We start from the raw sequence: 24933 nt of genomic DNA, 5'->3' as shown, positions 1-24933 counted from the left end.
GGGTGATCTGCCGCTTACGCATAGTCCGTTCGGGCCATTCAAGATTGGGCCCGAAGGGGGTGTTGCGCTGTGCCCACCTTCCGTAACGTCCTCAACTGGCGGCGGTGCATATGCCGCTGCCGCCGTGGGGGAGCCTCGATTCGGGAGAGGACGGCGCCGGTATGGGCTGGGTAACCGACTGGAGTGCGCAGGCGGCCTGCCGCACTACCGATCCGGATGAACTGTTCGTTCAAGGAGCAGCGCAGAACAGGGCCAAGGCGGTGTGCACCGGATGTCCGGTGCGGACGGAGTGCCTGGCCGACGCGCTGGACAACCGCGTCGAGTTCGGCGTGTGGGGTGGCATGACGGAGCGTGAACGCCGCGCGTTGTTGCGCAGGCGCCCCACCGTCACCTCATGGCGCAGGCTCCTGGAGACAGCGCGCTCGGAGTACGAGCGTGGTGCGGGCCTGCTGCCCGTGGACTTGGAGGACGAGGAGACGTACGAGAGCTACGCGGCTGTGGGGTAGCCGGCGGGGACAGTCACCCGTGCCGGCGGGCGCGTCAGCCTGCCAGCCGGTCCCCGATGGCCCGGAGCCCCGCCAGGTCGTGCACATCGCCCGGCAGCGCGGCGACTTCGGCCACCGCCACCTCAGGGTGGAGCGCGGTGAAGCGATCACGCGTGCGCTGCTCACGGTCGAGCAGCTGCATGCGCTCCGCGTGCAGCCGCAGCAGACCTGCCGTCAGCTGGGCGGTCAGTCGCTCCTCCGACGTGTCCTCGATCGATGTGTCCTCGATCGACGTGTCTTCGATTGACGTGGCGGCGTCGGCGTGAGCTTCGTGAGCTTCCGGTACGTCGGATTCGGCCTGCCCGGGCCGGGGAGCCTCGGCGGGGGTTTCGGAGGTCTCGGAGGTCTCGGAGTGCTCGGGGGAGCTACGAACTGCTTCCTTCCCGTCCTCCTGATCCACAATGCGATTATCTTCAAGATTTTCCACGGCGGCGAGCGCCCGCTCGGCGGAGAGCTGGGCGGCTCCGCTGCCGTGCACACGGTTCAGCACGAGACCGGCCAGCGGCATGTCGTCCGCGGCGAGCCGCTCCACGAAGTACGCGGCCTCGCGCAGCGCGTCCCGCTCCGGCGACGCCACCACGAGGAACGCGGTGCCGGGCGCCTGGAGCAGCCGGTACGTGGCGTCCGCGCGCGTGCGAAAGCCGCCGAACATGGTGTCCATGGCGGCCACGAACGTCTGTACGTCGCGCAGCAGCGGCCCGCCGAGCAGCTTGCCGAGCGCCCCGGTCATCATCGACATGCCGACGTTCAGGAACTTCATCCCCGCCCGGCCGCCCACCTTGGCGGGCGCCATGAGCAGCCGGATCAGCTTCCCGTCGAGGAAGGAGCCGAGGCGCTTGGGGGCGTCGAGGAAGTCGAGCGCCGAGCGCGATGGCGGCGTGTCGACGACGATGAGGTCCCACTCCTCGCGCGAGCGGAGCTGCCCCAGCTTCTCCATCGCCATGTACTCCTGCGTGCCCGCGAAGCCCGCCGAGAGCGACTGGTAGAAGGGGTTGCCCAGGATGGCCGAGGCCCGCTCCTTGTCCGCGTGCGCTTCGACGATCTCGTCGAAGGTGCGCTTCATGTCGAGCATCATGGCGTGCAGTTCGCCGTCGCCGTCCACGTCCTTGACCCGCCGCGGGACGTTGTCGAGCGAGTCGATGCCCATCGACTGGGCGAGCCTGCGCGCCGGGTCGATGGTGAGCACGACGACCTTGCGGCCCCGCTCCGCCGCCCGCAGGCCGATGGCGGCCGCCGTGGTCGTCTTGCCGACGCCCCCCGAGCCGCAGCACACCACGATGCGGGTCTCCGGGGCGTCGATCAGCGCGTCGACGTCCAGCGTGCGCGCGGCGTCGTCCAGCGTGCGCGCGGCGTCGTCCAGCGTGCGCGCGGCGTCGTCCAGCGTGCGCGCGGCGTCGTCCAGCGCGCGTGGGGCGTCGTCCGGCGTGCGCGCGGCGTCGTCCCGTGTGCGTGCGTCGTCGTCCAGGGGCCGTGCCGGTTCCGGGGTCATGCGATCCCTTGCTTCCGCAGTGCCGTGGCGAGCTCGTAGAGGCCCGCGAGGTCCATCCCGCCCGACAGCAGCGGGAGTTCGTGCAGAGGCCGGCCGAACTCCGTCAGCACGGCGCGCTGGTCCTCCTCCAGGGCGTGCCGCTCGGCGTACTCCGCGGCCTGCCCGAGCAGCGGGCCGACGAGCCGCTCGGCGCCCCCGCCACGCCTGCTTCCGCCGAGCCCCGCGGCCGACAGCGACCTGGCGATGGCCGTACGGGGCGGCCGGCCGAGGCCGAGCCGCAGCGCGGCCTCGTCGAGCAGGGCGGGGCGCACCATGTTCACCATGATCCGGCCCACGGGGAGCTGCGCGGCCCCCAGCTCCGCGATCCCGTCCGCGGTCTCCTGGACGGGCATTTCCTCAAGGAGGGTCACCAGGTGCACGGCGGTCTCGGGGGACTTCAGGACCCGCATCACGGCCTGCGCCTGGTTGTGTATGGGCCCGATCTTGGCGAGCCCCGCGACCTCGTCGTTCACGTTCAGGAAGCGGGTGATGCGGCCGGTCGGCGGCGCGTCCATCACCACGCAGTCGTACGCGAAGCGGCCCTGTTTGTCCTTCCTGCGCACCGCCTCGCAGGCCTTGCCGGTCAGGAGGACGTCCCGCAGACCCGGCGCGACGGTGGTCGCGAAGTCGATGGCCCCGAGTTTCTTCAGGGCTCTGCCCGCGCCCCCCAGTTTGTAGAACATCTGGAGGTAGTCGAGCAGCGCCAGCTCGGGGTCGATGGCGAGGGCGTACACCTCCCCGCCCCCGGGAGCGACGGCGATCTTCCGCTCCTCATAAGGCAGCGCCTCCGTCTCGAAGAGCTGCGCGATGCCCTGTCTGCCCTCGACCTCGACGAGGAGGGTCCGCTTGCCCTCCGTCGCGAGGGCGAGCGCGAGGGCGGCGGCCACCGTGGTCTTGCCGGTACCGCCCTTGCCACTGACGACCTGGAGCCTGCTCACACTTCCGAGCCTAACCAGTCGCAGGCCGGGCTACGCAGGAGCCCACCGTGAGCATCCCCTCACACCGGCTACAGTCGGCCACATGACCAAGTGGGAATACGCAACTGTGCCGCTGCTCGTCCACGCCACGAAGCAGATTCTGGACACCTGGGGCGAGGACGGCTGGGAGCTGGTCCAGGTCGTGCCCGGGCCGAACAACCCCGAGCAGCTCGTGGCCTACCTGAAGCGCGAGAAGCAGGCATGAGCGGCGTGGTCGAGGCCCGCCTCGCCGAGCTCGGCCTGACGCTGCCCGAGGTGGTCCCGCCGCTCGCCTCGTACCAGCCGGCCGTCCAGTCCGGTGTGTACGTCTACACCGCGGGGCAGCTCCCGATGGTGGAGGGCAAGCTCGCCGTGACCGGCAAGGTCGGCGCCGAGGTCACGCCGGAGGAGGCCAAGGGCCTGGCCCGCATCTGCGCGCTGAACGCCCTGGCCGCGGTGAAGTCGGTCGCCGGTGACCTGGACCGCGTCGCGCGGGTCGTGAAGGTCGTCGGCTTCGTGGCCTCCGCCCCGGACTTCACCGGCCAGCCCGGCGTGATCAACGGCGCCAGCGAGCTCCTCGGCGAGGTCCTCGGCGACAAGGGCGTGCACGCCCGCAGCGCCGTGGGTGTCGCCGTGCTGCCGCTGGACGCTCCGGTCGAGGTCGAGTTCCAGGTGGAGCTCACCGAGGCGTGAGGCTCGGCCCCGCGGGGCCTTCATGGAGCCGGTGCGCTCAGGCGGGGTCTCCGTAGGCCCCGATTGTTGCCTCTCGAACATCAGCTCACCAGGGGATAGCCTCCGCCCATGGCAAATGGGCAGTGGTATCCCCCGGAGTGGCCCGACCGCATCCGCGCCCTCGCGAGCGGCGAGCTGACTCCGGCGACTCCGCGCCGCGCCGCGACCGTCATGCTGCTCAGGGACGGCGCGGAGAGCGGGGCACCTCAAGTACACATGCTGCGCAGACGCGCCTCCATGGCCTTCGCCGGAGGCGCGTACGCGTACCCGGGCGGCGGCGTCGACCCGCGCGACGACGACCACCTGGTGCGCTGGGCGGGCCCCACGCGCGCGTCCTGGGCGGCCCGTCTGGGCGTCGACGGCGAGGCCGAGGCCCAGGCGATCGTCTGCGCGGCGGTCCGCGAGACGTACGAGGAAGCGGGCGTGCTGCTCGCGGGCCCCACCCCGGAGACGGTCGTGGGCGACACCACGGGCGAGGACTGGGAGGCGGACCGCGAGGCCCTGGTCGCCCGCGACCTGTCCTTCGCGGAATTCCTCGACCGCAGGGACCTGTACCTGCGCAGCGACCTCCTGGCCGCCTGGGCCCGCTGGATCACCCCGGAGTTTGAGCCCAGGCGTTACGACACGTTCTTCTTCGTGGCGGCGCTCCCCGAGGGGCAGCGCACCCGCAACGCCTCCACGGAGGCGGACCGTACGGTCTGGATCCGCCCGGCGGAGGCGGCCGCCCGCTACGACAAGGGCGAGCTCCTCATGATGCCGCCGACGATCGCGACGCTGCGGGCGCTGGGCGTCCACGCCTCGCCGGCCGGGGCGCTCGCCGCGGCCGGGGACCAGGACATGACGCCCGTACTGGCCCAGGCACGCCTGGAGGGCGACTCCCTGGTCCTTTCCTGGCCGGGGCACGACGAGTTCACCAAGCGTGTCGTACGGGGCCCGGAGGGCACGTCGTGACGCCGCCGCAGCTCTCGCCGAAGTCCTCACCGCAGCCGTCACCCAAGTCCTCGCCGAAGCCGTCGTCGAGCGGGGCTCCGGCCGCCGTACGTGACGCGCACACCCCCACCCCGACGGGAGTCACCCCCGCATGACCGACGCCGCCGCCCTGCCCGGACAGCCCCGTGGCGGGGTCCTCAGCGGGCCGGCCACCACCCGCGCGGTCAACGTTCTCGCGCCGAACGCCTCCGCCATGACGCTGGACGGCACCAACACCTGGATCGTCTCGGAGCCCGGCTCCCCCCTCGCGGTGGTCATCGACCCGGGGCCGCTCGACGACGGCCACCTGAGCCACGTCGTCGAGACGGCCGAGAAGATGGGCAAGCGGGTGGCGCTCACCCTCCTGACCCACGGTCACCCCGACCACGCGGAGGGCGCGTCCCGCTTCGCCGAGCTGACAGGGACTCACGTACGCGCTCTCGACCCCGCCCTGCGCCTCGGCGAGGAGGGCCTCGGGGCCGGTGACGTGATCACCACGGGCGGCCTGGAGCTGCGCGTGGTGCCGACCCCCGGCCACACCGCGGACTCGCTGAGCTTCCATCTCCCGGCCGACCGGGCGGTCCTGACGGGCGACACCATCCTCGGCCGCGGGACGACGCTCGTGGCGCACCCTGACGGCCGTCTGGGGGACTATCTCGACTCCCTGCGCCGGCTGAGGTCCCTGACGGTCGACGACGGCGTCCACACGGTCCTGCCGGGCCACGGGCCGGTCCTGGAGGACGCGCAGGGGGCCGTCGAGTTCTACCTCGCCCACCGGGCCAACCGCCTCGCCCAGGTCGAGACGGCCGTGGAGAACGGTCACGTGGCGGCCGCGGACGTCGTGGCGCACGTGTACGCGGACGTGGACCGTTCGCTGTGGCCCGCGGCGGAGCTCTCCGTCAGGGCGCAGCTGGACTACCTCCAGGAGCACGGCCTGATCTGAGGCGCCTTCCCGAGCTTCCGGGGACGCGAGCACGGATGGGCCCCGCTTCTTCAAGAAGCGGGGCCCATCTCCGTACGTCGTACGAGTGTCAGCGCGAACGCTTGGCGAGGCGCTCCACGTCGAGCAGGATCACCGCGCGGGCCTCCAGGCGCAGCCAGCCGCGCCCGGCGAAGTCCGCCAGTGCCTTGTTGACCGTCTCGCGGGAGGCGCCGACGAGCTGGGCCAGCTCCTCCTGGGTGAGGTCGTGCACCACGTGGATGCCCTCCTCGGACTGCACGCCGAAGCGGCGCGACAGGTCGAGGAGCGCGCGGGCCACGCGGCCGGGCACGTCGGAGAAGACCAGGTCGGACATCTGGTCGTTGGTCTTGCGCAGCCTCCGGGCGACGGCGCGCAGCAGTGCGGACGCCACCTCCGGACGGGCGTTCAGCCAGGGCTGGAGGTCGCCGTGGCCCAGGCCGAGGAGCTTGACCTCGGTGAGGGCGGAGGCGGTGGCCGTACGGGGGCCCGGGTCGAAGAGCGACAGCTCACCGATGAGCTCGCCGGGGCCGAGCACCGCGAGCATGTTCTCGCGGCCGTCGGGTGAGGTGCGGTGGAGCTTCACCTTGCCCTCGGTGACCACGTAGAGGCGGTCTCCGGGGTCTCCCTCATGGAAAAGGGCGTCTCCGCGCGCGAGCGTCACCTCACTCATGGAGCCGCGAAGCTCCGCGGCCTGCTCGTCATCGAGCGCCGCGAAGAGCGGGGCGCGCCGCAGAACGTCGTCCACGAGTTCTCTCCTTGTCGACCTGCATCAGGGGACCGTGTTCCCCAGTTTGCCGGACGGTCCAAACAGTGTGATCAGTCACAAGTCTGCCGCACCGGCGTGGCGTGCTGTGCGGGAGGGGGCCAATTGGGGGCCGATCCATGAGGTCAGGGACGGATGTCAGTGTCTGGCTCTAGGCTGGCCGGGTGTCCAAAAAGCCGGTGAACGCACAGGCCGAGGGGGGCTGAGAAGGTGGCCGCTCCCCGCGATTCCGCCGTGGGCGAACATGAGTCCAGTGAGTCGGGCAAACCGGCGAATCGGGCAGGAGTGACACGTCCGGAGGGTACGCCTCCGGTGCAGCGGACCGCACACGCGAAGCGGTCGGCCCCCGCCCGCCAGACCATCCCCGAACACCGGCCGGCCACCCGGAAGGCACCTCCGAGCAGCAGCCGGCCTCCCCGAAGAAGGCACCTCCAGTGAAGAAGAAGACACCCCCGGACACGGAACCGCCCCTGACGGAACGGACCGCGGCGTCGGCGGGGCCGACTGCCGCTTCGGCGGGGCAGGGCGCCCACTCGGCGGGGCCGACCGCCGCCCCGGCAGGGCAGGACGCCAGCGCGGCGCAGAGGGCGAGGCCCGCCGCTGGCGAGGCGGCCCCGGCGGAGACGGTGACCCCGGTGAAGAGAACTGCTGCCTCGGCGGACAAAGCCGCGCCTGCGGTGAAGAAGGCCGCCCCCGCAGCTCGAAAGGCGTCCGCCGCGAAGAAGACCGTGGCGGCCGCGAAGAAGGCGACGTCCGCCGCCGAGAAGACTCCAGCGGCCAAGAAGGGCATGTCCGCCGCCGAGAGCGTCTCCGGCACAGCCAAGAAGTCCACGCCCACGCCCGCCAAGAAGTCCACGCCCGCCGCGAAGAAGACCGTGGCTGCCGCCAAGAAAGCCCCGGCCACCCCCAAGAAGACCCCCGCCGCCAAGAAGCTGCCGCAGGAGTCCCACGCCTCGCTCGTCCGCCGCGCCCGGCGGATCAACCGGGAGCTCGCCGAGGTGTACTCGTACGCCCACCCCGAGCTGGACTTCGAGAACCCCTTCGAGCTGCTGGTGGCGACGGTGCTCTCCGCGCAGACCACGGACCTGCGGGTGAACCAGACGACGCCACGGCTGTTCGCCAGGTACCCGACCCCGGAGGACCTGGCCGCGGCCGTGCCCGAGGAGGTCGAGGAGCTGATCCGGCCGACCGGGTTCTTCCGCGCCAAGACGAAGTCGATCATGGGCCTGGCCAAGACCCTGGCGGAGGACTTCGGGGGCGAGGTCCCGGGGCGCCTCGACGACCTGGTGAAACTCCCCGGCGTCGGCCGCAAGACGGCCTTCGTGGTCCTGGGCAACGCCTTCGGGTTTCCCACACCGGTACCACGGTCGGGAGGCAGCAACGGGGCCGTGGTGGGCAACGCCTACGGGGTAGCCGCTTAGGCACCACGGTCACGCAAGCAGCACGCCTCTCTACCTGGGAACGGTGGCCCGTAGGGGTCCATCCAGACCCCTAGGAGTAGGCGTGTTGGACACGTCCCCCGCTGGCATTCCGGCTAGCTTCCTGGCCCGACCGATCATCGAGGCCGTAGCCGTCAGCTACGTACGGCAGTCCTCGGCCAAGACCAACAAGACCGAGGCATCCCCCCTCACACAGCGCGCGGCCAATGAGACCCGGTCCGCCGAACTCAACGCGCGATTCGTCCGGCACTACGAGGACATCGGTGTTTCCGGCTGGGACCCCGACGCGTACCGCGAGGGTTTCGAGGAGATGTTGAAGGGGGCCCGCGCTGGAGCCTTTAACGTCCTCGTCGTCTACGACGTAAGCCGCTTTTCCCGCCGTGAATTGAAGGACGCTGGCCCGGTCGTGTTCGAGCTGCACCGGCTCGGAATCACAATCGTGAGTGTCAGCGAGGGAGTATTCCCGCCCAACGACACAATGACCCTGATCTACCTTCTTATGCGGCTGGACGCCGTGAACAAGGAATCGGCCGTCAAGTCTCAGAAGGTGCGCGACGTAAAGGCAGCACAGCGCGCTAAGGGTTCGTGGCTCGGGGGACAGACCCCCTACGGTCTCGACGCCGTTTCGTACATTGACGGCAAGCTGACGCTTATGCGTCTCGTGCACAACAAGGCCGAGGCAAAGAACCTCCGCCGTATCGGCGCACTCATCCTCAAGCACATGCACGACCCGGTTACGCGTAAGCCCGGACAGCGCAACCCCGGCACGCTTTCCGCGCTGTGCGACGACATGAACGCGCGGGGAATCCAGACCCGAGGACAGCGCAAGGGGAAGGAACGGAAGAACTCCACTTGGCAGGTGCGCACGCTGAAATGGATTCTCCTTAATCCGGCAATCGCCGGTATGCGGGCCGAGCCGATTTACAAGGTTCGGGAGAACGGGAGCAAGACCAACACCCTCATTGGGTACCGGATCATCCGGGATGAGGACGGCCGCCCGGAAATGATCTGCGAGCCGATCATTCCCCCGGCGCAATGGTTCGTCATCAGGGATTGGCTGTTGGGCCGTGGCCAGGGTGAGGGAGTGGCGCGCGGAACGTCGCTGCTTTCCGGACTCCGCAGCGCTCCGCGTAAGGCAGTTCTCACGTGTGAGTGCGGCCGTCCGCAGTCGGCGCAGAACAGCGGAGCCAAGCCCATTTACCGCTGCACTCGGGGAACCACCGTGGCCGGTAAGGGCGAACACTCGGGCCTTAACCGGGTGATGCAAAGCCACCTTGACGACTACGTGGCCCGGCGCATCTTCGCTGTGATTGGCAGCGTGGAAAGCGGGTCGGCCAGCGCCGAGGAACTGGAGATCGTGGCCGAGGCAACGCGTGTGTTCTCGCGCAGCATCGAGAACCCCGAGACGGCCGCCGAGCGAACCGAGGTGGTGACCGAGCGGGCCGACGCGAACAACGCGCTGAGCGACCTTTACGACGACCTAGACGCCGGTCTCTACGAGGGGAAGATGGGGCGCGACCGGTTCAAGCAAAAGAAGGGCCGCATTGAGGCCCGAATTCGCGCGGCCGACAAGCGACTTGAGGAACTGGCCGACCCGGAAACGACGGAACTCCCGCTGTCCATGTGGTTGGACGGGAACGAGGACGGCGACCCGTTGGCCAAGGGCTCATGGTGGGCGACGGCCGAACTGTCCGAGCGGCGCAAGTTCGTTGAGTTGTTCGTCCGGCGCATCACCATCGTTGCGACGGACAACCCGCATGCTGGCCGAGTGCGCGGAGGGTATGACGTGGCCCCGCGAGTGCGGATCGAATTCGTCCGGCCCGAGGACGACAGCGAGGGGGAGGCGGAGACGGCCGCGTAAGCGGTTCTGAGAGGCGACTAGGGCCCCGGTGGGATAACTCCCCGCCGGGGCTTTCTCATGCCCGCAGACGGCCGCACAGCGACTATGCCGACCGGCCAGCGCCGAGGGGTTCCGGACGCTTGCCGACAACGGGCCCGAGAAAGCCGCAGACGGCCCCTGAGCGCCGTTCTCCCGCTCGCTGGCCGGAGGGTGCCAATCGTCCCGGAGAGGCCGTCAGAGAGCCTTACGGGAAATCTGTAACCAAGGCATTACGGAGAGTGATCGAAGGACTCGCCGGCTCGGATCGACCGGGTTTCAACTCGCCAAATTCAAGGGGCAGTTGGGCTACCTCCCCGGAACGTTACGGGGAGCGCAAGCCACTCGATCTCTGGAAGTCGGAACCGCCGTACTGGAGAGAACAGCGAGGAGGAATCGCGGTGCCGATCACGAACACCCTTGACCTTGAAACGCTCAGCGCTCGCATGGACGCATGGGCCGACGAACCCCGGAGCAAGCGGGGCCGTCTCGTCCGAGTCTTCCGAGCCAACCTCGGCAATTCTCCCGACCTACAGGCGGCCCGGCTCGCGCTGCTGATCGGGTACGCCGAGAAGACCGCCTAGACGTTCTGTCGCTCCCTCCCGAAGAGAACCCCCGTCCCTTCCTGGCGGGGGTTTTCTTCGGAACCCTTTAGCGGACTTTCGAGGAATGGCGACGGTTCACCAACCCCCTTTAGAGGACTTGCGCGGAAAGCCGCACAGTCCGGACCACCCTTTAGCGGACTTTGGAGGAAACCCCGCATGACTGACCAGACTAACGAGGGACTTACGAGGAACAGCCGCGCCAATGAGCACGACTTTTCTCGAATCCGCAAGGCCGTACAGCGGGCCGAGGCTGCGGCGTGGGAAGCAATCGGCACCGGCGACCCGAGGGCCGAGGCCGCCCACGAATACGCGCGTCTCGCGCTGGCCGTAGTAGACGAGATCCTGTTTCCGGCTAACCGCTGTGCTGGCCCCGACTGCGTAAATCCCGTACAGGACAAGGGCTTTGGGCGTCCGGCCCTGTACTGCGGGCAGCGCTGCAAGGACCGGGCCGCGTACGCGAGGAAGCGACAGCGCGCACAGCGGGAGAGCTGAGCCGGTCTCTTTTCTTCTTAGTTTTCTTATCTCTGTTACGTAATGAAGGTGTCGAGTGTTGATTTCGAGGGTCACATCAGGTCCCCTATGGAAACTCTAAGGGCGACCCGAAGTCGCTCTCGGAAACAGCACTCGACACACTCGGGAGGGAAGTGCCGAAATGGCGTACGACCCGCAGACAGCCGGGTATGGCCGCTGTGTCGTCTGTGATGCCTCGCTGTCCGGCCGACAGGAGATCGTTTGCTCTGCCCGCTGTCGGACCCATAGGCGCGAAGCCAAGCTTGCCCGAAAAGTGTTTTGGGACAAGCTATCGGGCCGAGACTGTGCGCACTGCGGCGAAGCGTTCGACCCCAGAGACAGCCGACAGCGTTTCTGTTCGCCCAACTGTGGTGACGCCGACAGGCGGGCAGTGGTAGACGCGCGCTGTTATGCCGTATGCGAGCTGGATGGGTGCGAGGAAAACACCGGATGGAATGGAGTAGGACGACCACGCCGGTATTGCTGTGACGCTCACAAGGTAAGGGCGTACCGCCTCCGTAAGGCCGCTGAGGGCACATCTGCGGGCCGCTGAGAGGCTAGCCGGTCTCTCTGGTCATTGACCCGGAGATAGGCGCTCTGAGAGGCGCTGACGCGTTTCCGATAGGGGTCAGCCGGCTCGGGTCTCAATCGAATAACGGAATGCCCGCCGACAAGCGAATATCCGGGAATTCTCTTGATTCCGCGCAAGCCACACGATCTCTGATCAGAGACGGTCCTTAGTGGCCTTCTCGGTTTGCCTCGGTGATCACTGTGGGGCCGGTCGCGCCTCTCCTGTGGCCGGTCCTCACGTGCACGCCTCCCCGTAACGTTACGGGCTGGTCGCAAACCGCCCCTGCGGCTGCTCCCGCAATCCCCCTCATTCTTCGGTGAGTTGAAGTCTCGCGCGCGTCGATGTCGCGGCGGACTCCCCACCGGTTGGGCCCCCTTGCCCGCTGTGATCTGAGCAGAGATCCGGCGCGCGAGGGGGCCTTTTTTCGTATCCGGAGGAAACGCATGTCTGCCCCGATCATCTCCCTTGTCGCGTACACCGACAGCCGTGGTGCCGTCGAGAATCGCCACCTGCCCGCCGAGGTATTCGAGCACCCCTATCCGTCTCGTCCTGGGTTCCACCTCTACTTTACGAATGAGGCGTACCTAGACCCCGATGACCGACAGCTAGTGATTGACGCTGCCAACGACCTAATGGCAGCAATTACCGACGCAGTGCGTGCAGCGTCCATTGCCACTGCGGAGGCGACCGACCGATGACGGCATACGACATGACGACACCGGGGGCGGGCTCCAATTCCCGCCTCAACAGCGCGCGAATGCAGCAAGGTTCGACCGAGAATGCCGACCGGCTACTAAGCGAGCGTCGGGCCGGTTCCTCCGCTGTGAGCCACGCCGACGTTTACGAGGAGCGGGCCGCGCGTAAGGAAGCCGAACAAAGCGAGCTAGACCTAGGCGAATTCCAAAGGGAAGTTCGGCTAGATATGGCGCAGTCAGACGCGTTGGAAAAGGAACCAGAACTACGTGAATTCCTGGACAGTAATCGCCATCCGATACGACGAGACTTTCCGAGTGAAGCTGAATTCCAGGAAGCTGCGCGCGAATGGGAAGCCGGTTACGCAGAGGCCGAAGCGAGGGTAAGCGGCCGACAGCTTGGGGACCGGATTGCCGCTGGCATCCTCCACCCCTGGACCCGATAACCACTACATCGAGGAAGTAACGCAATGCCCGAGATCACTACTCCCGAAGACTTGATTACCCCCAACGTCGAATTCATGATGACCAATCGGCGTCATGGGGCCCTAGCGCCAAAGGTGGCCGAGGATCGTTGGCAGGCCCTACAGGCCGTTGTAAGTGAGATGGAGCGGCTCTCTGAGCTGTTCTACGAGCGGTCCGAGGCGGCCGAGGACGCACGCCTAGAGGCCGTCGCCGCACATGCCCGCGCTGCGGATACAGGTAAGGCTGTCCCCGCTGGCATGGGTGCAAAGGTGCAGGATGCCAAGCTGGCCGTAGACGGCACGCTTTCCGCATTCCGTGCCAACATCCCCCGACTGTCGGCCGCACGGCGTGCCTATGACGCGCTGTTCGATGACCATGCGTTCATTACGGAATACCGCGCGGCGGTCTCGGTCGAATTCCTAAAGCGGCGTGATGCTGCGGTGAAGGCATTCAAGACCCTTGACGCGCAGATTCCTGCGCTGGCCGAGCTATACGGGCTGCTCGGTGAATTCACGCTAGACCACCTGCTGAGCGATGTGGTCGGAAATATTGAGTACAACGGTGAGAGGATGCCGCATGGCGGGGTGTTCACCGGCCAGGGGCACGGTAGTTGGAGTGACCCGAAGCTGAGCGAGGCACTGAGCGCCGTTCGCCGGTACGTGCTCAGCGATGACCCAATCAAGGGCGGCACGCTGCTAACCGAGGATCTAGGCACCATTGCGGATGCCCTCCCCGCGCTGGCTGAGAAGCGATACGAGGAATGGCAGGAAGAACTAGAGCGGCAGGCACCAATGAAAATGCGCAACGCTCATCCTTGGGCCCTCTAGGGCGAGTTGAAACGGGGTCGGTCCCTCGGACTACCGGCCCCGCTCGCTGTGCTGGTCGCTGTGTTCCTTGCTGCGATTCACTCTGAATCCCGCTCGAATATCACGCAAGGTGACAGCGCTTAGCGTCACGGAATGTCACCAAAGGGGTGGGGGGTGACCCCCTTTAGGCCCCTTTCCGGACCGCAAGCGTATAGCAGCTCGCTCCGGCTACGGGTTTCCAAGTCGCCCAACGCCTCTGCCGTTACAGCGGGTGATATCGACACCCGACCACCGATCACACAACGCATTCACCACACCCCAACGACGAAGGGTGCCCGAGGCATGAGAAAGACCAAGACGCTAAGCGTGCGTCACACGGAGGAATCCCGCGCGAACCTCGCTGTCATACAGCAGCTATCCGGGTGTGAGACAGCGAGTGAGGCTGTCATACACGCGCTGGATCTATACGCCGCGTACCTGAGATTCCCGAGCGGCACTGTCCTACATGCGACCGGTCACACGCGTAAGGACAGCGCCGATGAATGAGCGAACCTGTAGCCGCCTCGGGTGCGACCGCACGGCTATGCCTCGGCCTAAGTCCAATAGGGTTCACGCCTGTTGCTCACTCGGGTGCCAGTACTGGCATAAGGCGTTCACTGCCTTTAGCGCCGGGGGAGCGGTCAGCGATAGGGATTCGGTATCGGATCTCGCGCTGTTCTCCAGTGCACTCCAAGCGGAATTGTCCACGGACAAGGGTTTCCGCATTGTGCTTGAGCTATACAACGCTTACGGGCGGCCCTGATGAATCCGACTCGCGTTGTCCTAGGCCCGAATGGTTGGGAACCATCGGACGCACCGGCCCGCCCCGGATTCGTTGCCTATCGATTCCCGCGCAGCCTGCCAATTGTCCGGCCCGCTGATGAGTCCGCCGAACCCCGACTACCGGGCCGCGTACGTATTGACGGCCACCCGCGCAACTGCGGCACACGATGACCACCCCGTAACGTTACGGGGAGCTAGACCCCCGATAGACCGGCCCCGCTGTGGGTTTGGACTGTCGGGGGTTCTTTGCGTTTCCGGGGCACCTTCGAAAGAAAGGCGGGTATCTCAGCCGGCGAGGGGTGCTCGGGCAGCGTTCGGCCAGTGCTCCCAAGGAATTTCGCCGCCTTTGATTCTTAGGCCGCAGCGTCGAGAACGGCCCCGCTAGCTTCCGCTCGGGAGTGCCTTCAATCCCTGGTACGCCTCCCGCAGGTCTGACGCTTCCGGGAGCTGTCGGCGCTCAACGGCCTTGACGACTTCCAGCGCACGCCAGTGATTCGACGGAACAATGCGGCCGGACAGTATGGCCCGCTGTGCTGCGTTGCACGCCTCATCTAGTCGGTCACCGCCGAGCAGTGCCAGTGCCAAATCAATGTTCGCGGACGCCACCCGGCGCGGCCATTTCTCCACATCGTCAGCGGGAGCTAGCCGCGCGATTACCTGCCGGGCGTAGTCCTCCGCTGCGGGATCTCCGACCCATGCCAATGTCGTTGCTGTGTAGGCCAACGCCTTACCGGGGTCGTATTGATAGTGATGCTCGGTGCCCTTGCGCGGAACCATTGCGCCCGACATGCGTTGCACTCGTTCAATGGCCGCGTACGTTTCCGGCCCCTCCCCGAGTCGGGCTCTCGCCCGTCCCTCTTGCGCTGTTGCCTGGATCGCAACCGAGCTTCCGGCCGGTGCCAACTCCTGTGCAATTTGCGAGAGTTCTAGCGCGCGGGCGTAGTCACCATCCGTGAGCACTCGCCAAGCGTCAGTCTCATAGCACCACGCCTCAATTTCGTGGTGGTCTGCGTGCTGCGCGAGGGTGGCCGCTGTCTGCAAACGGGCCGTGGCTGCGTGTTCCTGGTTCAGGTCGATATGCAGCGTGGCCCCCAAAAGTTGGAACCACCCGCCGACCACGTAAAGGCGGCGCTGTTCCGCAAGGGTCATGCGCGCATCCATCAGATGTGAGACATAAGCGGAATGCTTCCTTACCCTTTCGAGCAAGTCTTGCGGCGGTGACACCGGGTATTTCATTGCCAGTTCATCGAATGCGTGTTCTAGACGACTTAGCGTTTCCTTTCCCACGTCGCTAGCGGATACGCGCCGCGCCAATTCGAGCGCATCGAATTCGTCGTCACTATCTGACGGTGCGTCAGAAAGCCAAGCGGTGCGCGTCTTCGGCGGGGCGTATGCGTCCGGGACTAGCAGCGCGTCGAGTTCCGCCGATGTGACCGACAACGCCTTTGCGATCTTCGGACGCTGCCAGGGTTGCGGGTCAGTCTTTCCGCTTTCCCAGCGCTGGACCGTTGAGCGATCAGCGCCGACCGCTTCCGCGAATTCCTCTTGGTTGTACCCGCACGCTTTCCGGCGCTCCGCCAACCTCCGCCGCCTGCTGGTCATCGTGGCCGGTCTCCTCTCGGGAATGCCCGTCTGCCCTGGTCAGCGTATCCAGTGCGGCCAGGGTGCGGCAGGAGTGCGGCCTTTCTGCTGTGGTGCGCGGCCCGCTGTGGCGTTTCTCTGAGGCATCACACGCAACGGACGAGACGGACCGAGCGGAACGGTGACCATGCCGACCAAGACGCGGACGACACAGGAGCAGCCCCTAGACCTCCCCGTGAGGCTCGACCCCGACCCCAAGCCCGTACCGGGGTGCGCCGGTTGCGACGTGATCGCACACGACCGAGACCGGGCGCACGCGAACGGCGACGCAAGCCGAGTGAGTGACTGCAACGTCAGGCTTGCCCGGCACCTGGGGGACAAGCACGCATGAGCGTCCCTGTGAAGCCACAGAAGCGCCGTACGCGGCCTCTCCCGCCCCCTGAGCTAGTCAGCCTCATAGATGGCCCCGCGTCGCCGTACGCGGGCTCTCCGGCCGGTTGGTGGGATCAGTACGGCGGTGCGCTGGATACGCGCTCCGGTGTGGTCTACCTCCCCGGCCCGACGCACCCGCCGAACCGCCGACACAAAGACTGCCCGAACTGCGTTCCGCTGCAAGGCAATTCATGAGGAACGCGCGCCGGTTCGGCCGGTCACTGATCGTCTTCTTAGGCGCAGCGCTGATTACGGCGCTCCCCACGCTGGCCGCTACCGGCCGTCTCTAAATCCCCGTCCCCTCTCGGTGCCGCACAGCTCCCCCCGTGCTGAATGCAGAGGCCCTTGAGGGGACGGGCTCCACTCCCACCCCCGGTGATTCCTCAATGGACGGTCGAGTCATCGGGGGTGGGTTACCAGAAACCCCAGGTGTAAGGAGACGCACAATGCGCGCTGCCGGAAACCGTCTCTTATTCGCGTGGCTTGAGATCACGGGACTCTGTAACGAGTTCTGTGATCACTGCTACGCAGACAGCGGACCGAAGGGGACGCACGGAACCATGACCGTGCGGGACTGGTTGAACGTGATTGACCAGCTTGCCGACATGGGCACCGTGGACGTTCAGTTCATCGGGGGTGAGCCGACGCTTTACCCGAGCCTCCCCGCGCTGATCAAGCACGCTCACGGACGGGGCCTCGGTATCGAGGTGTTCTCGAACATGACCCACATTCGCCCGGAACTGTGGGACGCATTCACGGAGTACGGCGTCAAGCTCGCAACGTCGTACTACTCGGACAGCGCCGAAGAACACGACCAAGTGACGCAACTCCGAGGGGCGCACAAGAAGACGCGCGCCAACGTGCAAAAGGCGCTCGCCCTCGGTATCCCGCTGCGGGGTGGAGTCGTCGCCGTGCGGGACGGACAGCGCGTACAGGAAGCGGCGCAGGACCTTACGGCGCTCGGTGTCGGAACGGTCGGCGGAGACCGTACCCGCGCATTCGGACGGGCGAGCCAGGGAGCCGCGCCGACCATCGCTGATCTGTGTGGGCACTGCGCCCATGAGAAATGCGCCATCGGTCCGACCGGCGACGTGTGGCCGTGCGTTCTCGGTCGGTTCCTGACCCTCGGAAACGTGCTGGAAAAGCCGATCTCCGATATCTGGGGCGGCGCGCAGATGGCCGACGTTGCGGCCGATATCGCGTCGGTTCACGGGGATGGTGTCCAGTCGTGCACTCCTCCGCAATTCCTGCCCATGTGCGGGCCGTGCGGTCCGTGCGTTCCCTCGGTCGGGCACTGCGACCCCAGGGAGGCGGAGAGCGCCGCTACGATCGGCGCACCGGCCTAATCCGCTGATCATGAGGGAGCGCACACATGGACGATCACGGGGACGACTTCGGCCCGTGGGGGTGGGAAGGCGACGGAAACGCCATTCGGCGGACCGAGAATGAATGGCTGACCATCGCTCGGTACGTCCGGCACGCAGCCAACAAGCTCGGGCCGGAACTCCCGCTGTGCCTCCCTGGTGAACCGCAGGAATGCGGGCGGACGGCTCAACAGCACGTGATCGCGTGGGCCGCTCACCTTCGGGCGGTGTCCCATCACCTGATCGAGCAGGCCACCCCGAGTGAGGCCAGGGGCGCACATGCTGTCGGCCCGCTGTACCAACGTCGTCTCGCGGACTTGCGTGCTCAGACGGCCACGGTGCGGGCCCCCGGCTGACCGGCTGTACCCCGTTGACGGCCCCGTCTGTGTGCTTCCCCCGTGGCGCATGGGCGGGGCCCGTAGGCTGGTCAGCATGGCGGAAGAGACCCGTACGGCGCTGGTTCGGCGGGCACGGAAGATCAACCGTGCTCTAGCCGATGTGTACCCCTATGCACACTGCGAACTGGATTACGTGAACGCGTGGCAACTGTTGGTCGCAACGGTGCTCAGCGCGCAGACGACAGACCTACGGGTGAACCAGACAACCCCCGCGCTGTTCGCCAAGTACCCCCGGCCCGCCGATCTTGCCGGGGCCGACCCCGCCGACGTAGAGACCCTGATCCGTCCTACGGGGTTCTTCCGGGCCAAGACTCGGAGCATCACCGGGCTTGCCTCCGCCATCGTGGCCGACCATGACGGCATGGTGCCGCGCACCCTCGCTGACATGGTGAAACTCCCTGGTGTCGGCCGTAAGACAGCGTTCGTCGTGATGGGCAACGCGTGCGCATGTGACGCGTGCCGAGCGGGAGTTGCGGACCATGGTGCTAATGTGCAAACCCCCTTCGGAGTGCCCGGCATCACCGTGGACACCCACTTCGGGCGTCTCGTCCGCCGCTGGAAGTGGACGGAGGAGACGGATCCGGAGAAGGTCGAGGCGGCCGTGGCCGCGCTCTTCCCGAAGAGCGAGTGGACGATGCTCTCGCACCGCGTGATCTTCCACGGCCGCCGCATCTGCCACTCCCGCAAGCCCGCCTGCGGTGCCTGCCCGATCGCCCCGCTCTGCCCGTCGTACGGAGAGGGCGAGACGGACCCGGAGAAGGCGAAGAAGCTCCTGAAGTACGAGATGGGCGGCTTCCCGGGCCAGCGCCTCAAGCCCCCGGCGGACTACCCCGGAAAGCCGGCGCCCCCGCTTGCCGAGGGGTGACATCGCGGCGGGGCGGAACGAACGGGGAGACGAAGAGCGTTGTCCAGACGGACGGGGGTGCCGATGACGCACGCGAGCGAGATGACGGACACCACGAGCAACGACAGCAGTAACCACGCCGACGGCGGCCGGCCCACCACACACCGGCCCGGCGAAGCCCCGCATCCCGGCGAAGCCGCACACATCGGCGGGGAAGCCCCACGCCAAAGCGGCGAAGCCCCGCACAGGGACGGCGAAGCCCTGCGCAGAGACGGCGAAGCCCCGCGCCGGGACGGCGGAGCCTCGCTCATCGGCGGAACCCCGCACAGGGACGGCGCGGCCCCGCGCAGCGACGGCGGAGCCCCGCGCAACGGCGAAGCCTCGCGCAGCCAAGCCGGAGCCTCGCACAGCCAAGCCCGAGCCCCGCGCAGCCAAGCCGAAGCCCCGCGCAGCCAAGTCCGAGCCCCGCGCAGCCAAGCCGAAGCCCCGCGCAGCGACGGCGGAGTCCCGCGCAACGGCGCAGCCCCGCACAGCCAAGCCGAAGCCCCGCTCAACGGCGGAGCCCCGTACAGCCAAGGCGAAGCCCCGCTCGTCAGTACCGGTGGCCTGCCGGCCTGGCTCGGCCCCGTCGTGGATGCGGCGCGGACCATCCAGCCGCTCCAGCTCAGCCGCTTCCTGCCCCCGGCGGACGGCGCGGGGCGCCAGTCGGCCGTGCTCGTCCTCTTCGGAGAGGGTGAGCAGGGCCCCGAGCTGCTCCTGATGGAGCGCGCGAGCTCCCTGCGCTCCCACGCGGGACAGCCCTCCTTCCCCGGCGGCTCCCTCGATCCCGAGGACGGCGACCCGCGCACGGAGGGGCCGCTGCGCGCCGCCCTGCGCGAGGCCGAGGAGGAGACGGGCCTCGACCCCAAGGGCGTCCAGCTCTTCGGCGTGCTGCCCCGCCTCTTCATCCCCGTGAGCGACTTCGTGGTCACCCCGGTGCTCGGCTGGTGGCACACGCCGACCCCGGTCGGCGCCGTCGATCCGAACGAGACGGCCCGCGTCTTCACGGCCCCCGTGTCCGATCTCACGGACCCGGCCAACCGCGCGACGGCCGTCCACCCGAGCGGCCACCACGGCCCCGCGTTCCTCGTCGAGTCAGCCCTCGTCTGGGGATTCACGGCGGGCGTGATCGATAGAATCCTGCACTTCGCGGGCTGGGAGCGCCCCTGGGACCGCACCAGGCAGGTCCCGCTCGACTGGCGCGCATGACAAGGTTGCGTGGACGTGGCGGTCGCGATGCGAGGCGAGGATTGAATCGGTGAACGTGCTGGACGTCCTGTTGCTCCTCGCCGCGGTCTGGTTCGCGGTCGTGGGCTATCGCCAGGGCTTCGTGGTCGGCATCCTCTCGGTGATCGGGTTCCTGGGCGGCGGTCTCGTCGCCGTGTACCTGCTGCCGGTCGTCTGGGACGCGCTCAAGGACGACGACGCGGCCGGGGTGAGCACGACCGCTGCGGTGGTCGCCGTCGTCATCGTGATCGTCTGCGCCTCGATCGGCCAGGCCTTCACCACCCACCTGGGCAACAAGCTGCGCAGATACATCACTTGGCAGCCCGCCCGCGCCCTGGACGCGACGGGCGGCGCCCTGGTGAACGTGGTGGCGATGCTCCTGGTCGCCTGGCTGATCGGCTCCGCCCTCGCGGGTACGACGCTGCCGACGGTCGGCAAGGAGGTGCGCAACTCCAAGGTGCTGCTCGGCGTCTCGCGGGCGCTGCCCGGCCAGGCCGACACGTGGTTCAACGACTTCTCCTCGGTCCTCGCGCAGAACGGCTTCCCGCAGGTCTTCAGCCCGTTCTCGAACGAGCCGATCACTGAGGTCCAGCCTCCCGACCCCAAGCTCGCCAAGAGCGAGGTCGCCACGACCGCGAAGCGCTCCATCGTGAAGGTCCGCGGCGAGGCCCGTAGCTGCGGCAAGGTCCTGGAGGGCACCGGCTTCGTCTTCGCCGACCGCCGCGTGATGACGAACGCGCACGTGGTTGGTGGCGTGGACGAGCCGACCGTCCAGATAGGCGACACGAACCGGACGTACGACGCGAAGGTCGTCCTCTACGACTGGGAGCGGGACATCGCCGTGCTGGACGTGCCCACGCTGAAGGCGCCCGCCCTGAAGTTCACGTCCGAGGACGCGTCGAGCGGCGCCGGCGCCATCGTCGCCGGCTTCCCCGAGGACGGCCCCTACGACGTCCGCCCCGCGCGCGTGCGCGGCCGTATCCAGGCCAAGGGCCCGGACATCTACCACCGCGGCACGGTGCGACGGGACGTCTACTCGCTCTACGCGACCGTCCGCCAGGGCAACTCCGGCGGCCCGCTGCTCACACCCGACGGCAAGGTCTACGGCGTGATCTTCGCGAAGTCGCTCGACGATCCCGACACGGGGTATGCCCTGACGGTGGACGAGGTGCGCGAGGACATCAAGCGGGGCCGCACCGCGAACCAAGAGGTCGACAGCCAGGGCTGCGCCCTCTAGAACTCACGGGCGGTGGTCGGGAAGGGGCGGGGTCAGCCGCGCGTGTGCCGGAGCCGCGCGGAGACCCAGCGGGCCCTCCGGCGGAGGATGCGGGGAATGCCCATGGCCTGCGGCGGGCCGTGACGGCCCCTGTCCGGTTGCCCGCCCCTCTCGCGGCTGTTCAGCGCTGCGGCCGAGCGGCGATTGCGTGCTACGTCACTGTAGTCGTGCGTCCAGCCCATACCCCGACGTGTGCCCGGGCCCCATGGTCGGTAATCGCGCGCGAGGGCCCCAATTGGCCTATGCGTCGGGCAATTGGCGTTCGTAGGACAAGTGTTCCCAGAAGTTATCCGGATCCTCGCCCTCCGGAGGCTTGGCCGCCGGAGGCCAAGCCCGTGCGGGCGAGTGCCGGAGCCTCAGCGGTCGGGCTCGGGGTCCTTCAGCCAGTTGACCAGTTCCGTGGAGAACGCCGCCGGGTCCTCCTCGTGCGGGAAGTGCCCGAGGCCGTCGAACAGCCGCCAGCGGTACGGGGCTTCGACGTACTCGCCGGACCCGGCCGCGCTCCTCGTACGCATCACGGGATCGAGCGAGCCGTGCAGATGCAGCGTCGGTACGCGCACGGGCCGCTTCATCCGGCGGTTGAACTGGATGCCGTCGGGCCGCGCCAACGACCGCACCATCCAGCGGTACGGCTCGATCGAGCAGTGGGCCGTCGACGGGATGCACATGGCCCTGCGGTACGTCTCGACCGCCTCGTCGTCCGGCAGCCGGGGCCCCGACCAGTCCCGCACCAGACGCCCCACCAGGGCGCCGTCGTCGGCGACGAGTTGCCGCTCGGGGAGCCACGGCCGCTGGAAGCCCCACACGTACGACCCCGCGGCGGTCTGCCTGCGGTCGGAGAGCATCGCCGAACGCCAGCGCCTGGGGTGCGGCATCGAGGAGACCGCGAGGCGGCGCACCAGCTTGGGCCGCATCACGGCCGCGGTCCACGCGAGGTAGCCGCCGAGGTCGTGGCCGACGAGCGCGGCGTCCGGCTCGCCGAGCGAGCGGACGACGCCGGTGATGTCCAGGGCGAGGTTCGCCGGGTCGTAACCGCGCGGTGTGCGGTCGCTGCCGCCCACCCCTCGCAGGTCCATCGCCACGGCCCGGAAGCCCGCGTCGGCGAGCGCCACCAGTTGGTGCCGCCACGTCCACCAGAACTGCGGGAAGCCGTGCAGCAGCAGGACCAGCGGCCCGTCGCCCATCTCGGCGATGTGGAAGCGGGCCCCGTTGGCGGCCACGTCCCGGTGGGTCCAGGGCCCCTCGATGCGTACGGCCGACGAGGGCGGCGCGGATTGCGCGGGTTGCGCGGGTTGCTCCGTATGGGCGACGAGGTCCCGCGCGGGGTCCAGGTCGTGGCCGTGCCGCGGGGTGCCGATGGACTGGTCCTGAGGGGCGGGGTCCGTCATGAGGACGAGCGTGCCACAGTGGCCCCCGTCTCACCGACTCGGACGTCGACCGCACCCGCGGGGATCACGGAACGGGAGTGCGGCTTGACGTTCCCCAGTACGGCAGCCGTCTCCTTGGCCGAGGCGGCGACCTTCTGCGGGCCCTTGCCCTTCTTGGCCTTCTTGGCGAAGACGACGCCGATCAGCGCGAGCGCCCCGGCCACCAGCACATTGGCGGCGAAGGACAGCAGGAAGCAGACGGCGAGGTTCCAGTCGCTCCAGGTGTGGATGCCGTACGCGAGCGCGAAGCTCAGCATCGGCAGCGAGAAGATGAGGACCATGCCGGCCGCGCCGAACGCGCCGCCGCCGATCGCCCCGCGCTTGACGTCCTGACGCAGCTGGGCCTTGGCCAGCGCGATCTCGTCGTGCACCAGCGCGGACATCTCACTGGTCGCCGTGGCGACCAGCTGACCGAGGCTGCGCTCGGCGCCGACGGGGCCGTCGGGTGAGCTCATGGCGTTCTCCCCTTTTTCTCTTCTGATCTCTTCTGAGATATGTCTGCTCAGATCATGCCGGACCGTTGCCATCCTCGCTTTCCCCACCCGCGACTTCGGCAAGCCTGCGGTGTTCCGCGGCTTTCTTCTCGTGGATCGCCGCCATTCGGAGGTGGTAGTCCGGGCTGTCCAGCTCGTAGACATCGGGTATGCCGTCGAGGTCCTCGTCGCGCTCCTCGTCCTCCCACAGCTTTCGGTACGTGGCGTTCCGCAGCTTGAGGAGGATTCCGGAGAGCACGGCCGCGATGAGGGAGCCCATCAGGACGGCGGCCTTGACCTCGTCGGTGAGCAGCGGATCGTCGGTGAAGGCGAGCTCGCCGATCAGCAGGGAGACGGTGAAGCCGATACCGGCCAGTGAAGCGACCGCGAACACGTCGGGCCAGGCCAGGTCGTCGTTCAGCTCGGCCTTGGTGAAGCGCGCCGCGAGCCAGGTGCCGCCGAAGATGCCGACGGCCTTGCCGATCACGAGGCCGAGCACCACACCCAGCGTCTCCGGTTGGGTGAATACGTCGCCGAGCGCGCCGCCCGAGACGGAGACACCCGCGCTGAACAGGGCGAACAGCGGTACGGCGAGTCCTGCGGAGAGAGGGCGTACGCGGTGTTCGATGTGCTCGCCCGGGGAGTGCGGCTCGCTGTCGTCCTCGCGGTGGCAGCGCAGCATGAGGCCCATGGCGACGCCCGCGATGGTGGCGTGGATGCCGCTGTTGTACATCAGGCCCCAGATGGCCAGGCCCAGCGGAACGTAGATGTACCAGCCGCGGACCCGCTTCCTGAGCAGCAGCCAGAAGACGACGAGGCCGAGGACGGCGCCGCCGAGGGCCGCGAAGTTCAGGTCGCTGGTGAAGAAGACCGCGATGATCAGGATGGCGAAGAGGTCGTCGACGACGGCCAGGGTGAGCAGGAAGGCGCGCAGCGCGGACGGCAGCGAGGTGCCGATGACCGCGAGGACCGCGAGGGCGAAGGCGATGTCGGTGGCGGTGGGCACGGCCCAGCCGGCCATCGAGCCGCCGCCGAGTGTGTTGGTCAGGACGTAGACGAGTGCGGGCGCGGCCATGCCGCAGAGCGCCGCGATCACCGGCAGTGCGGCGGCCTTGGGATCGCGGAGATCACCGGCGACCAGCTCGCGCTTGAGTTCGATGCCCGCCACGAAGAAGAAGACGGCGAGCAGCCCGTCGGCGGCCCAGTGCTGGATGGAGAGGTCGAGTCCGAGCGAGCCGGGCCCGAGGTGGAAGCCGCGCACCGCCTCGTACGAGCCGCCTGCCGTATTGGCCCAGATCAGCGCGGTGACCGCGGCCACGAGCAGCAGGATTCCGCCGACGGTCTCGGTGCGCAGGGCTTCGGCGACGAAGTTCCGCTCGGGCAGGGACATGCGGCCGAGGAGCTTGCGGCGGGTGCGGGGTGCGGGCGCGGTCACGGGGTGGACCTCCGGTCAGGTGGGCAGGACTGAGCACATGCCGACCAGACTTCCCGGCGCACCTTGGTACTTCTCGTCGCGTTTCCGCCGCGATCTCTTGTCGCGGCCTTGACACGGTTGACAGCCTACCCAAGCGGCGCCGGGACGTATCCGGCGATCTTCACTTTACGGAGAAAGAGGGCACCCGGCGCGCTGCC

General features: G+C 68.0%; 22 protein-coding genes and 1 pseudogene. 15 read left to right on the top strand and 8 right to left on the bottom strand.

The genetic code is table 11. The annotated features are described in order from the left end of the window. The first annotated feature begins 161 nt into the window (after nt 1-161). Entirely contained in the window at nt 162-506 is a 345-nt protein-coding gene (locus ACZ6JY_RS04530) for a WhiB family transcriptional regulator (protein ID WP_030782081.1), read from the top strand. A 34-nt stretch (nt 507-540) separates the two neighbouring features. Here the strand turns inward: ACZ6JY_RS04530 and bagB are convergent, their stop codons facing one another. Together bagB and bagA are read right to left on the bottom strand one after the other, a co-directional pair. Next, nucleotides 541-2034 carry an ATPase BagB gene (bagB, locus tag ACZ6JY_RS04525; RefSeq protein WP_469192178.1) on the bottom strand — a complete coding sequence of 498 codons (1494 nt, stop codon included), beginning with the start codon at nt 2032-2034 and terminating at the stop codon, nt 541-543. Continuing rightward, nucleotides 2031-3011 (bottom strand): ATPase BagA, encoded by a 981-nt coding sequence (gene bagA / locus ACZ6JY_RS04520; protein ID WP_469192176.1) that lies wholly within the window; start codon nt 3009-3011, stop codon nt 2031-2033. Before bagA ends, bagB begins: the two co-directional genes overlap by 4 nt. 82 nt (nt 3012-3093) lie before the next feature. Between bagA and ACZ6JY_RS04515 the strand changes: the two genes are divergently transcribed. The 4 genes from ACZ6JY_RS04515 (at nt 3094) to ACZ6JY_RS04500 (ending at nt 5673) form a co-directional block, all read left to right on the top strand. Next, nucleotides 3094-3255 carry a DUF4177 domain-containing protein gene (locus ACZ6JY_RS04515; RefSeq protein ID WP_003975360.1) on the top strand — a complete coding sequence of 54 codons (162 nt, stop codon included), beginning with the start codon at nt 3094-3096 and terminating at the stop codon, nt 3253-3255. Next, nucleotides 3252-3722, top strand: a complete 471-nt coding sequence (locus ACZ6JY_RS04510; protein ID WP_469192174.1) for a RidA family protein — start codon at nt 3252-3254, stop codon at nt 3720-3722. The genes ACZ6JY_RS04515 and ACZ6JY_RS04510 overlap by 4 nt, the downstream gene beginning before the upstream one ends. A gap of 108 nt (nt 3723-3830) precedes the next feature. Then, a complete protein-coding gene (locus ACZ6JY_RS04505; RefSeq protein ID WP_469192173.1) occupies nt 3831-4712 on the top strand; it encodes an NUDIX hydrolase in 882 nt (293 codons plus the stop codon). A 130-nt stretch (nt 4713-4842) separates the two neighbouring features. Beyond that, nucleotides 4843-5673, top strand: a complete 831-nt coding sequence (locus ACZ6JY_RS04500) for an MBL fold metallo-hydrolase (RefSeq protein WP_469192171.1) — start codon at nt 4843-4845, stop codon at nt 5671-5673. Nucleotides 5674-5761: 88 nt separating this feature from the next. Here ACZ6JY_RS04500 and ACZ6JY_RS04495 read toward each other — a convergent pair whose 3' ends face one another. Then, complete coding sequence (locus ACZ6JY_RS04495) at nt 5762-6436, bottom strand: Crp/Fnr family transcriptional regulator (protein WP_055553109.1); 675 nt, start codon at nt 6434-6436, stop codon at nt 5762-5764. Nucleotides 6437-7080: 644 nt separating this feature from the next. Between ACZ6JY_RS04495 and ACZ6JY_RS04490 the strand changes: the two are divergent. The 6 genes and pseudogenes from ACZ6JY_RS04490 to ACZ6JY_RS04465 all read left to right on the top strand — a co-directional run. Beyond that, nucleotides 7081-7806: pseudogene (locus ACZ6JY_RS04490) on the top strand (endonuclease III domain-containing protein); the annotation flags it as partial. Between the two features lie 151 nt (nt 7807-7957). Then, a complete protein-coding gene (locus ACZ6JY_RS04485; RefSeq protein ID WP_469192170.1) occupies nt 7958-9754 on the top strand; it encodes a recombinase family protein in 1797 nt (598 codons plus the stop codon). A gap of 416 nt (nt 9755-10170) precedes the next feature. Further along, nucleotides 10171-10353, top strand: coding sequence for a hypothetical protein (locus tag ACZ6JY_RS04480; RefSeq protein WP_310872066.1), 183 nt, complete (start codon nt 10171-10173; stop codon nt 10351-10353). Nucleotides 10354-10530: 177 nt separating this feature from the next. Continuing rightward, nucleotides 10531-10866 (top strand): hypothetical protein, encoded by a 336-nt coding sequence (locus tag ACZ6JY_RS04475; RefSeq protein WP_469192168.1) that lies wholly within the window; start codon nt 10531-10533, stop codon nt 10864-10866. Nucleotides 10867-12149: 1283 nt separating this feature from the next. Beyond that, the gene (locus tag ACZ6JY_RS04470) at nt 12150-12593 is read left to right on the top strand and encodes a hypothetical protein (protein ID WP_469192166.1); all 444 of its coding nucleotides are present in this window, start codon (nt 12150-12152) and stop codon (nt 12591-12593) included. 24 nt (nt 12594-12617) lie between these two features. After that, nucleotides 12618-13439 (top strand): hypothetical protein, encoded by an 822-nt coding sequence (locus tag ACZ6JY_RS04465; RefSeq protein WP_469192164.1) that lies wholly within the window; start codon nt 12618-12620, stop codon nt 13437-13439. 1182 nt (nt 13440-14621) lie between these two features. Here ACZ6JY_RS04465 and ACZ6JY_RS04460 read toward each other — a convergent pair. Then, a complete protein-coding gene (locus ACZ6JY_RS04460) occupies nt 14622-15842 on the bottom strand; it encodes a helix-turn-helix transcriptional regulator (RefSeq protein ID WP_469192162.1) in 1221 nt (406 codons plus the stop codon). A gap of 857 nt (nt 15843-16699) precedes the next feature. On the opposite strand from ACZ6JY_RS04460, the gene ACZ6JY_RS04455 reads away from it, so the two are divergent. The 4 genes from ACZ6JY_RS04455 to ACZ6JY_RS04440 all read left to right on the top strand — a co-directional run bounded on the left by ACZ6JY_RS04455 (nt 16700) and on the right by ACZ6JY_RS04440 (nt 21362). Further along, a complete protein-coding gene (locus ACZ6JY_RS04455; RefSeq protein WP_469192160.1) occupies nt 16700-17599 on the top strand; it encodes a radical SAM/SPASM domain-containing protein in 900 nt (299 codons plus the stop codon). Between the two features lie 423 nt (nt 17600-18022). Continuing rightward, complete coding sequence (locus tag ACZ6JY_RS04450; protein ID WP_469192157.1) at nt 18023-18880, top strand: endonuclease III domain-containing protein; 858 nt, start codon at nt 18023-18025, stop codon at nt 18878-18880. A 585-nt stretch (nt 18881-19465) separates the two neighbouring features. Beyond that, entirely contained in the window at nt 19466-20107 is a 642-nt protein-coding gene (locus ACZ6JY_RS04445; protein ID WP_469192991.1) for an NUDIX hydrolase, read from the top strand. A 49-nt stretch (nt 20108-20156) separates the two neighbouring features. Further along, nucleotides 20157-21362 (top strand): MarP family serine protease, encoded by a 1206-nt coding sequence (locus ACZ6JY_RS04440; RefSeq protein ID WP_469192155.1) that lies wholly within the window; start codon nt 20157-20159, stop codon nt 21360-21362. A gap of 32 nt (nt 21363-21394) precedes the next feature. Here ACZ6JY_RS04440 and ACZ6JY_RS04435 read toward each other — a convergent pair whose 3' ends face one another. The 4 genes from ACZ6JY_RS04435 to nhaA all read right to left on the bottom strand — a co-directional run bounded on the left by ACZ6JY_RS04435 (nt 21395) and on the right by nhaA (nt 24736). Then, a complete protein-coding gene (locus tag ACZ6JY_RS04435) occupies nt 21395-21583 on the bottom strand; it encodes a hypothetical protein (RefSeq protein WP_469192154.1) in 189 nt (62 codons plus the stop codon). Between the two features lie 174 nt (nt 21584-21757). Continuing rightward, nucleotides 21758-22789, bottom strand: coding sequence for an alpha/beta fold hydrolase (locus ACZ6JY_RS04430; RefSeq protein ID WP_469192152.1), 1032 nt, complete (start codon nt 22787-22789; stop codon nt 21758-21760). Continuing rightward, the gene (locus ACZ6JY_RS04425; protein WP_447038256.1) at nt 22786-23283 is read right to left on the bottom strand and encodes a phage holin family protein; all 498 of its coding nucleotides are present in this window, start codon (nt 23281-23283) and stop codon (nt 22786-22788) included. The genes ACZ6JY_RS04430 and ACZ6JY_RS04425 overlap by 4 nt, the downstream gene beginning before the upstream one ends. Before the next feature lie 52 nt (nt 23284-23335). Next, nucleotides 23336-24736 (bottom strand): Na+/H+ antiporter NhaA, encoded by a 1401-nt coding sequence (gene nhaA / locus ACZ6JY_RS04420; protein ID WP_469192149.1) that lies wholly within the window; start codon nt 24734-24736, stop codon nt 23336-23338. Nucleotides 24737-24933: the final 197 nt, after the last annotated feature.

The organism is Streptomyces sp. NPDC046335 (assembly GCF_055587985.1).
The sequence above is the reverse complement of the archived record's forward strand: the minus strand, read 5'-3'. Positions and strand labels throughout refer to the sequence as shown.

Coding starts and splice junctions, on each gene's coding strand:
- ACZ6JY_RS04530 (WP_030782081.1), top strand. CDS start 162: ATGGGCTGGGTAACCGACTGGAGTGCGCAGGCGGCCTGCCGCACTACC.
- bagB (WP_469192178.1), bottom strand. CDS start 2,034: ATGACCCCGGAACCGGCACGGCCCCTGGACGACGACGCACGCACACGG.
- ACZ6JY_RS04515 (WP_003975360.1), top strand. CDS start 3,094: ATGACCAAGTGGGAATACGCAACTGTGCCGCTGCTCGTCCACGCCACG.
- ACZ6JY_RS04510 (WP_469192174.1), top strand. CDS start 3,252: ATGAGCGGCGTGGTCGAGGCCCGCCTCGCCGAGCTCGGCCTGACGCTG.
- ACZ6JY_RS04505 (WP_469192173.1), top strand. CDS start 3,831: ATGGCAAATGGGCAGTGGTATCCCCCGGAGTGGCCCGACCGCATCCGC.
- ACZ6JY_RS04500 (WP_469192171.1), top strand. CDS start 4,843: ATGACCGACGCCGCCGCCCTGCCCGGACAGCCCCGTGGCGGGGTCCTC.
- ACZ6JY_RS04475 (WP_469192168.1), top strand. CDS start 10,531: ATGACTGACCAGACTAACGAGGGACTTACGAGGAACAGCCGCGCCAAT.
- ACZ6JY_RS04470 (WP_469192166.1), top strand. CDS start 12,150: ATGACGGCATACGACATGACGACACCGGGGGCGGGCTCCAATTCCCGC.
- ACZ6JY_RS04465 (WP_469192164.1), top strand. CDS start 12,618: ATGCCCGAGATCACTACTCCCGAAGACTTGATTACCCCCAACGTCGAA.
- ACZ6JY_RS04460 (WP_469192162.1), bottom strand. CDS start 15,842: ATGACCAGCAGGCGGCGGAGGTTGGCGGAGCGCCGGAAAGCGTGCGGG.
- ACZ6JY_RS04455 (WP_469192160.1), top strand. CDS start 16,700: ATGCGCGCTGCCGGAAACCGTCTCTTATTCGCGTGGCTTGAGATCACG.
- ACZ6JY_RS04450 (WP_469192157.1), top strand. CDS start 18,023: ATGGGCGGGGCCCGTAGGCTGGTCAGCATGGCGGAAGAGACCCGTACG.
- ACZ6JY_RS04435 (WP_469192154.1), bottom strand. CDS start 21,583: ATGGGCTGGACGCACGACTACAGTGACGTAGCACGCAATCGCCGCTCG.
- ACZ6JY_RS04430 (WP_469192152.1), bottom strand. CDS start 22,789: ATGACGGACCCCGCCCCTCAGGACCAGTCCATCGGCACCCCGCGGCAC.
- ACZ6JY_RS04425 (WP_447038256.1), bottom strand. CDS start 23,283: ATGAGCTCACCCGACGGCCCCGTCGGCGCCGAGCGCAGCCTCGGTCAG.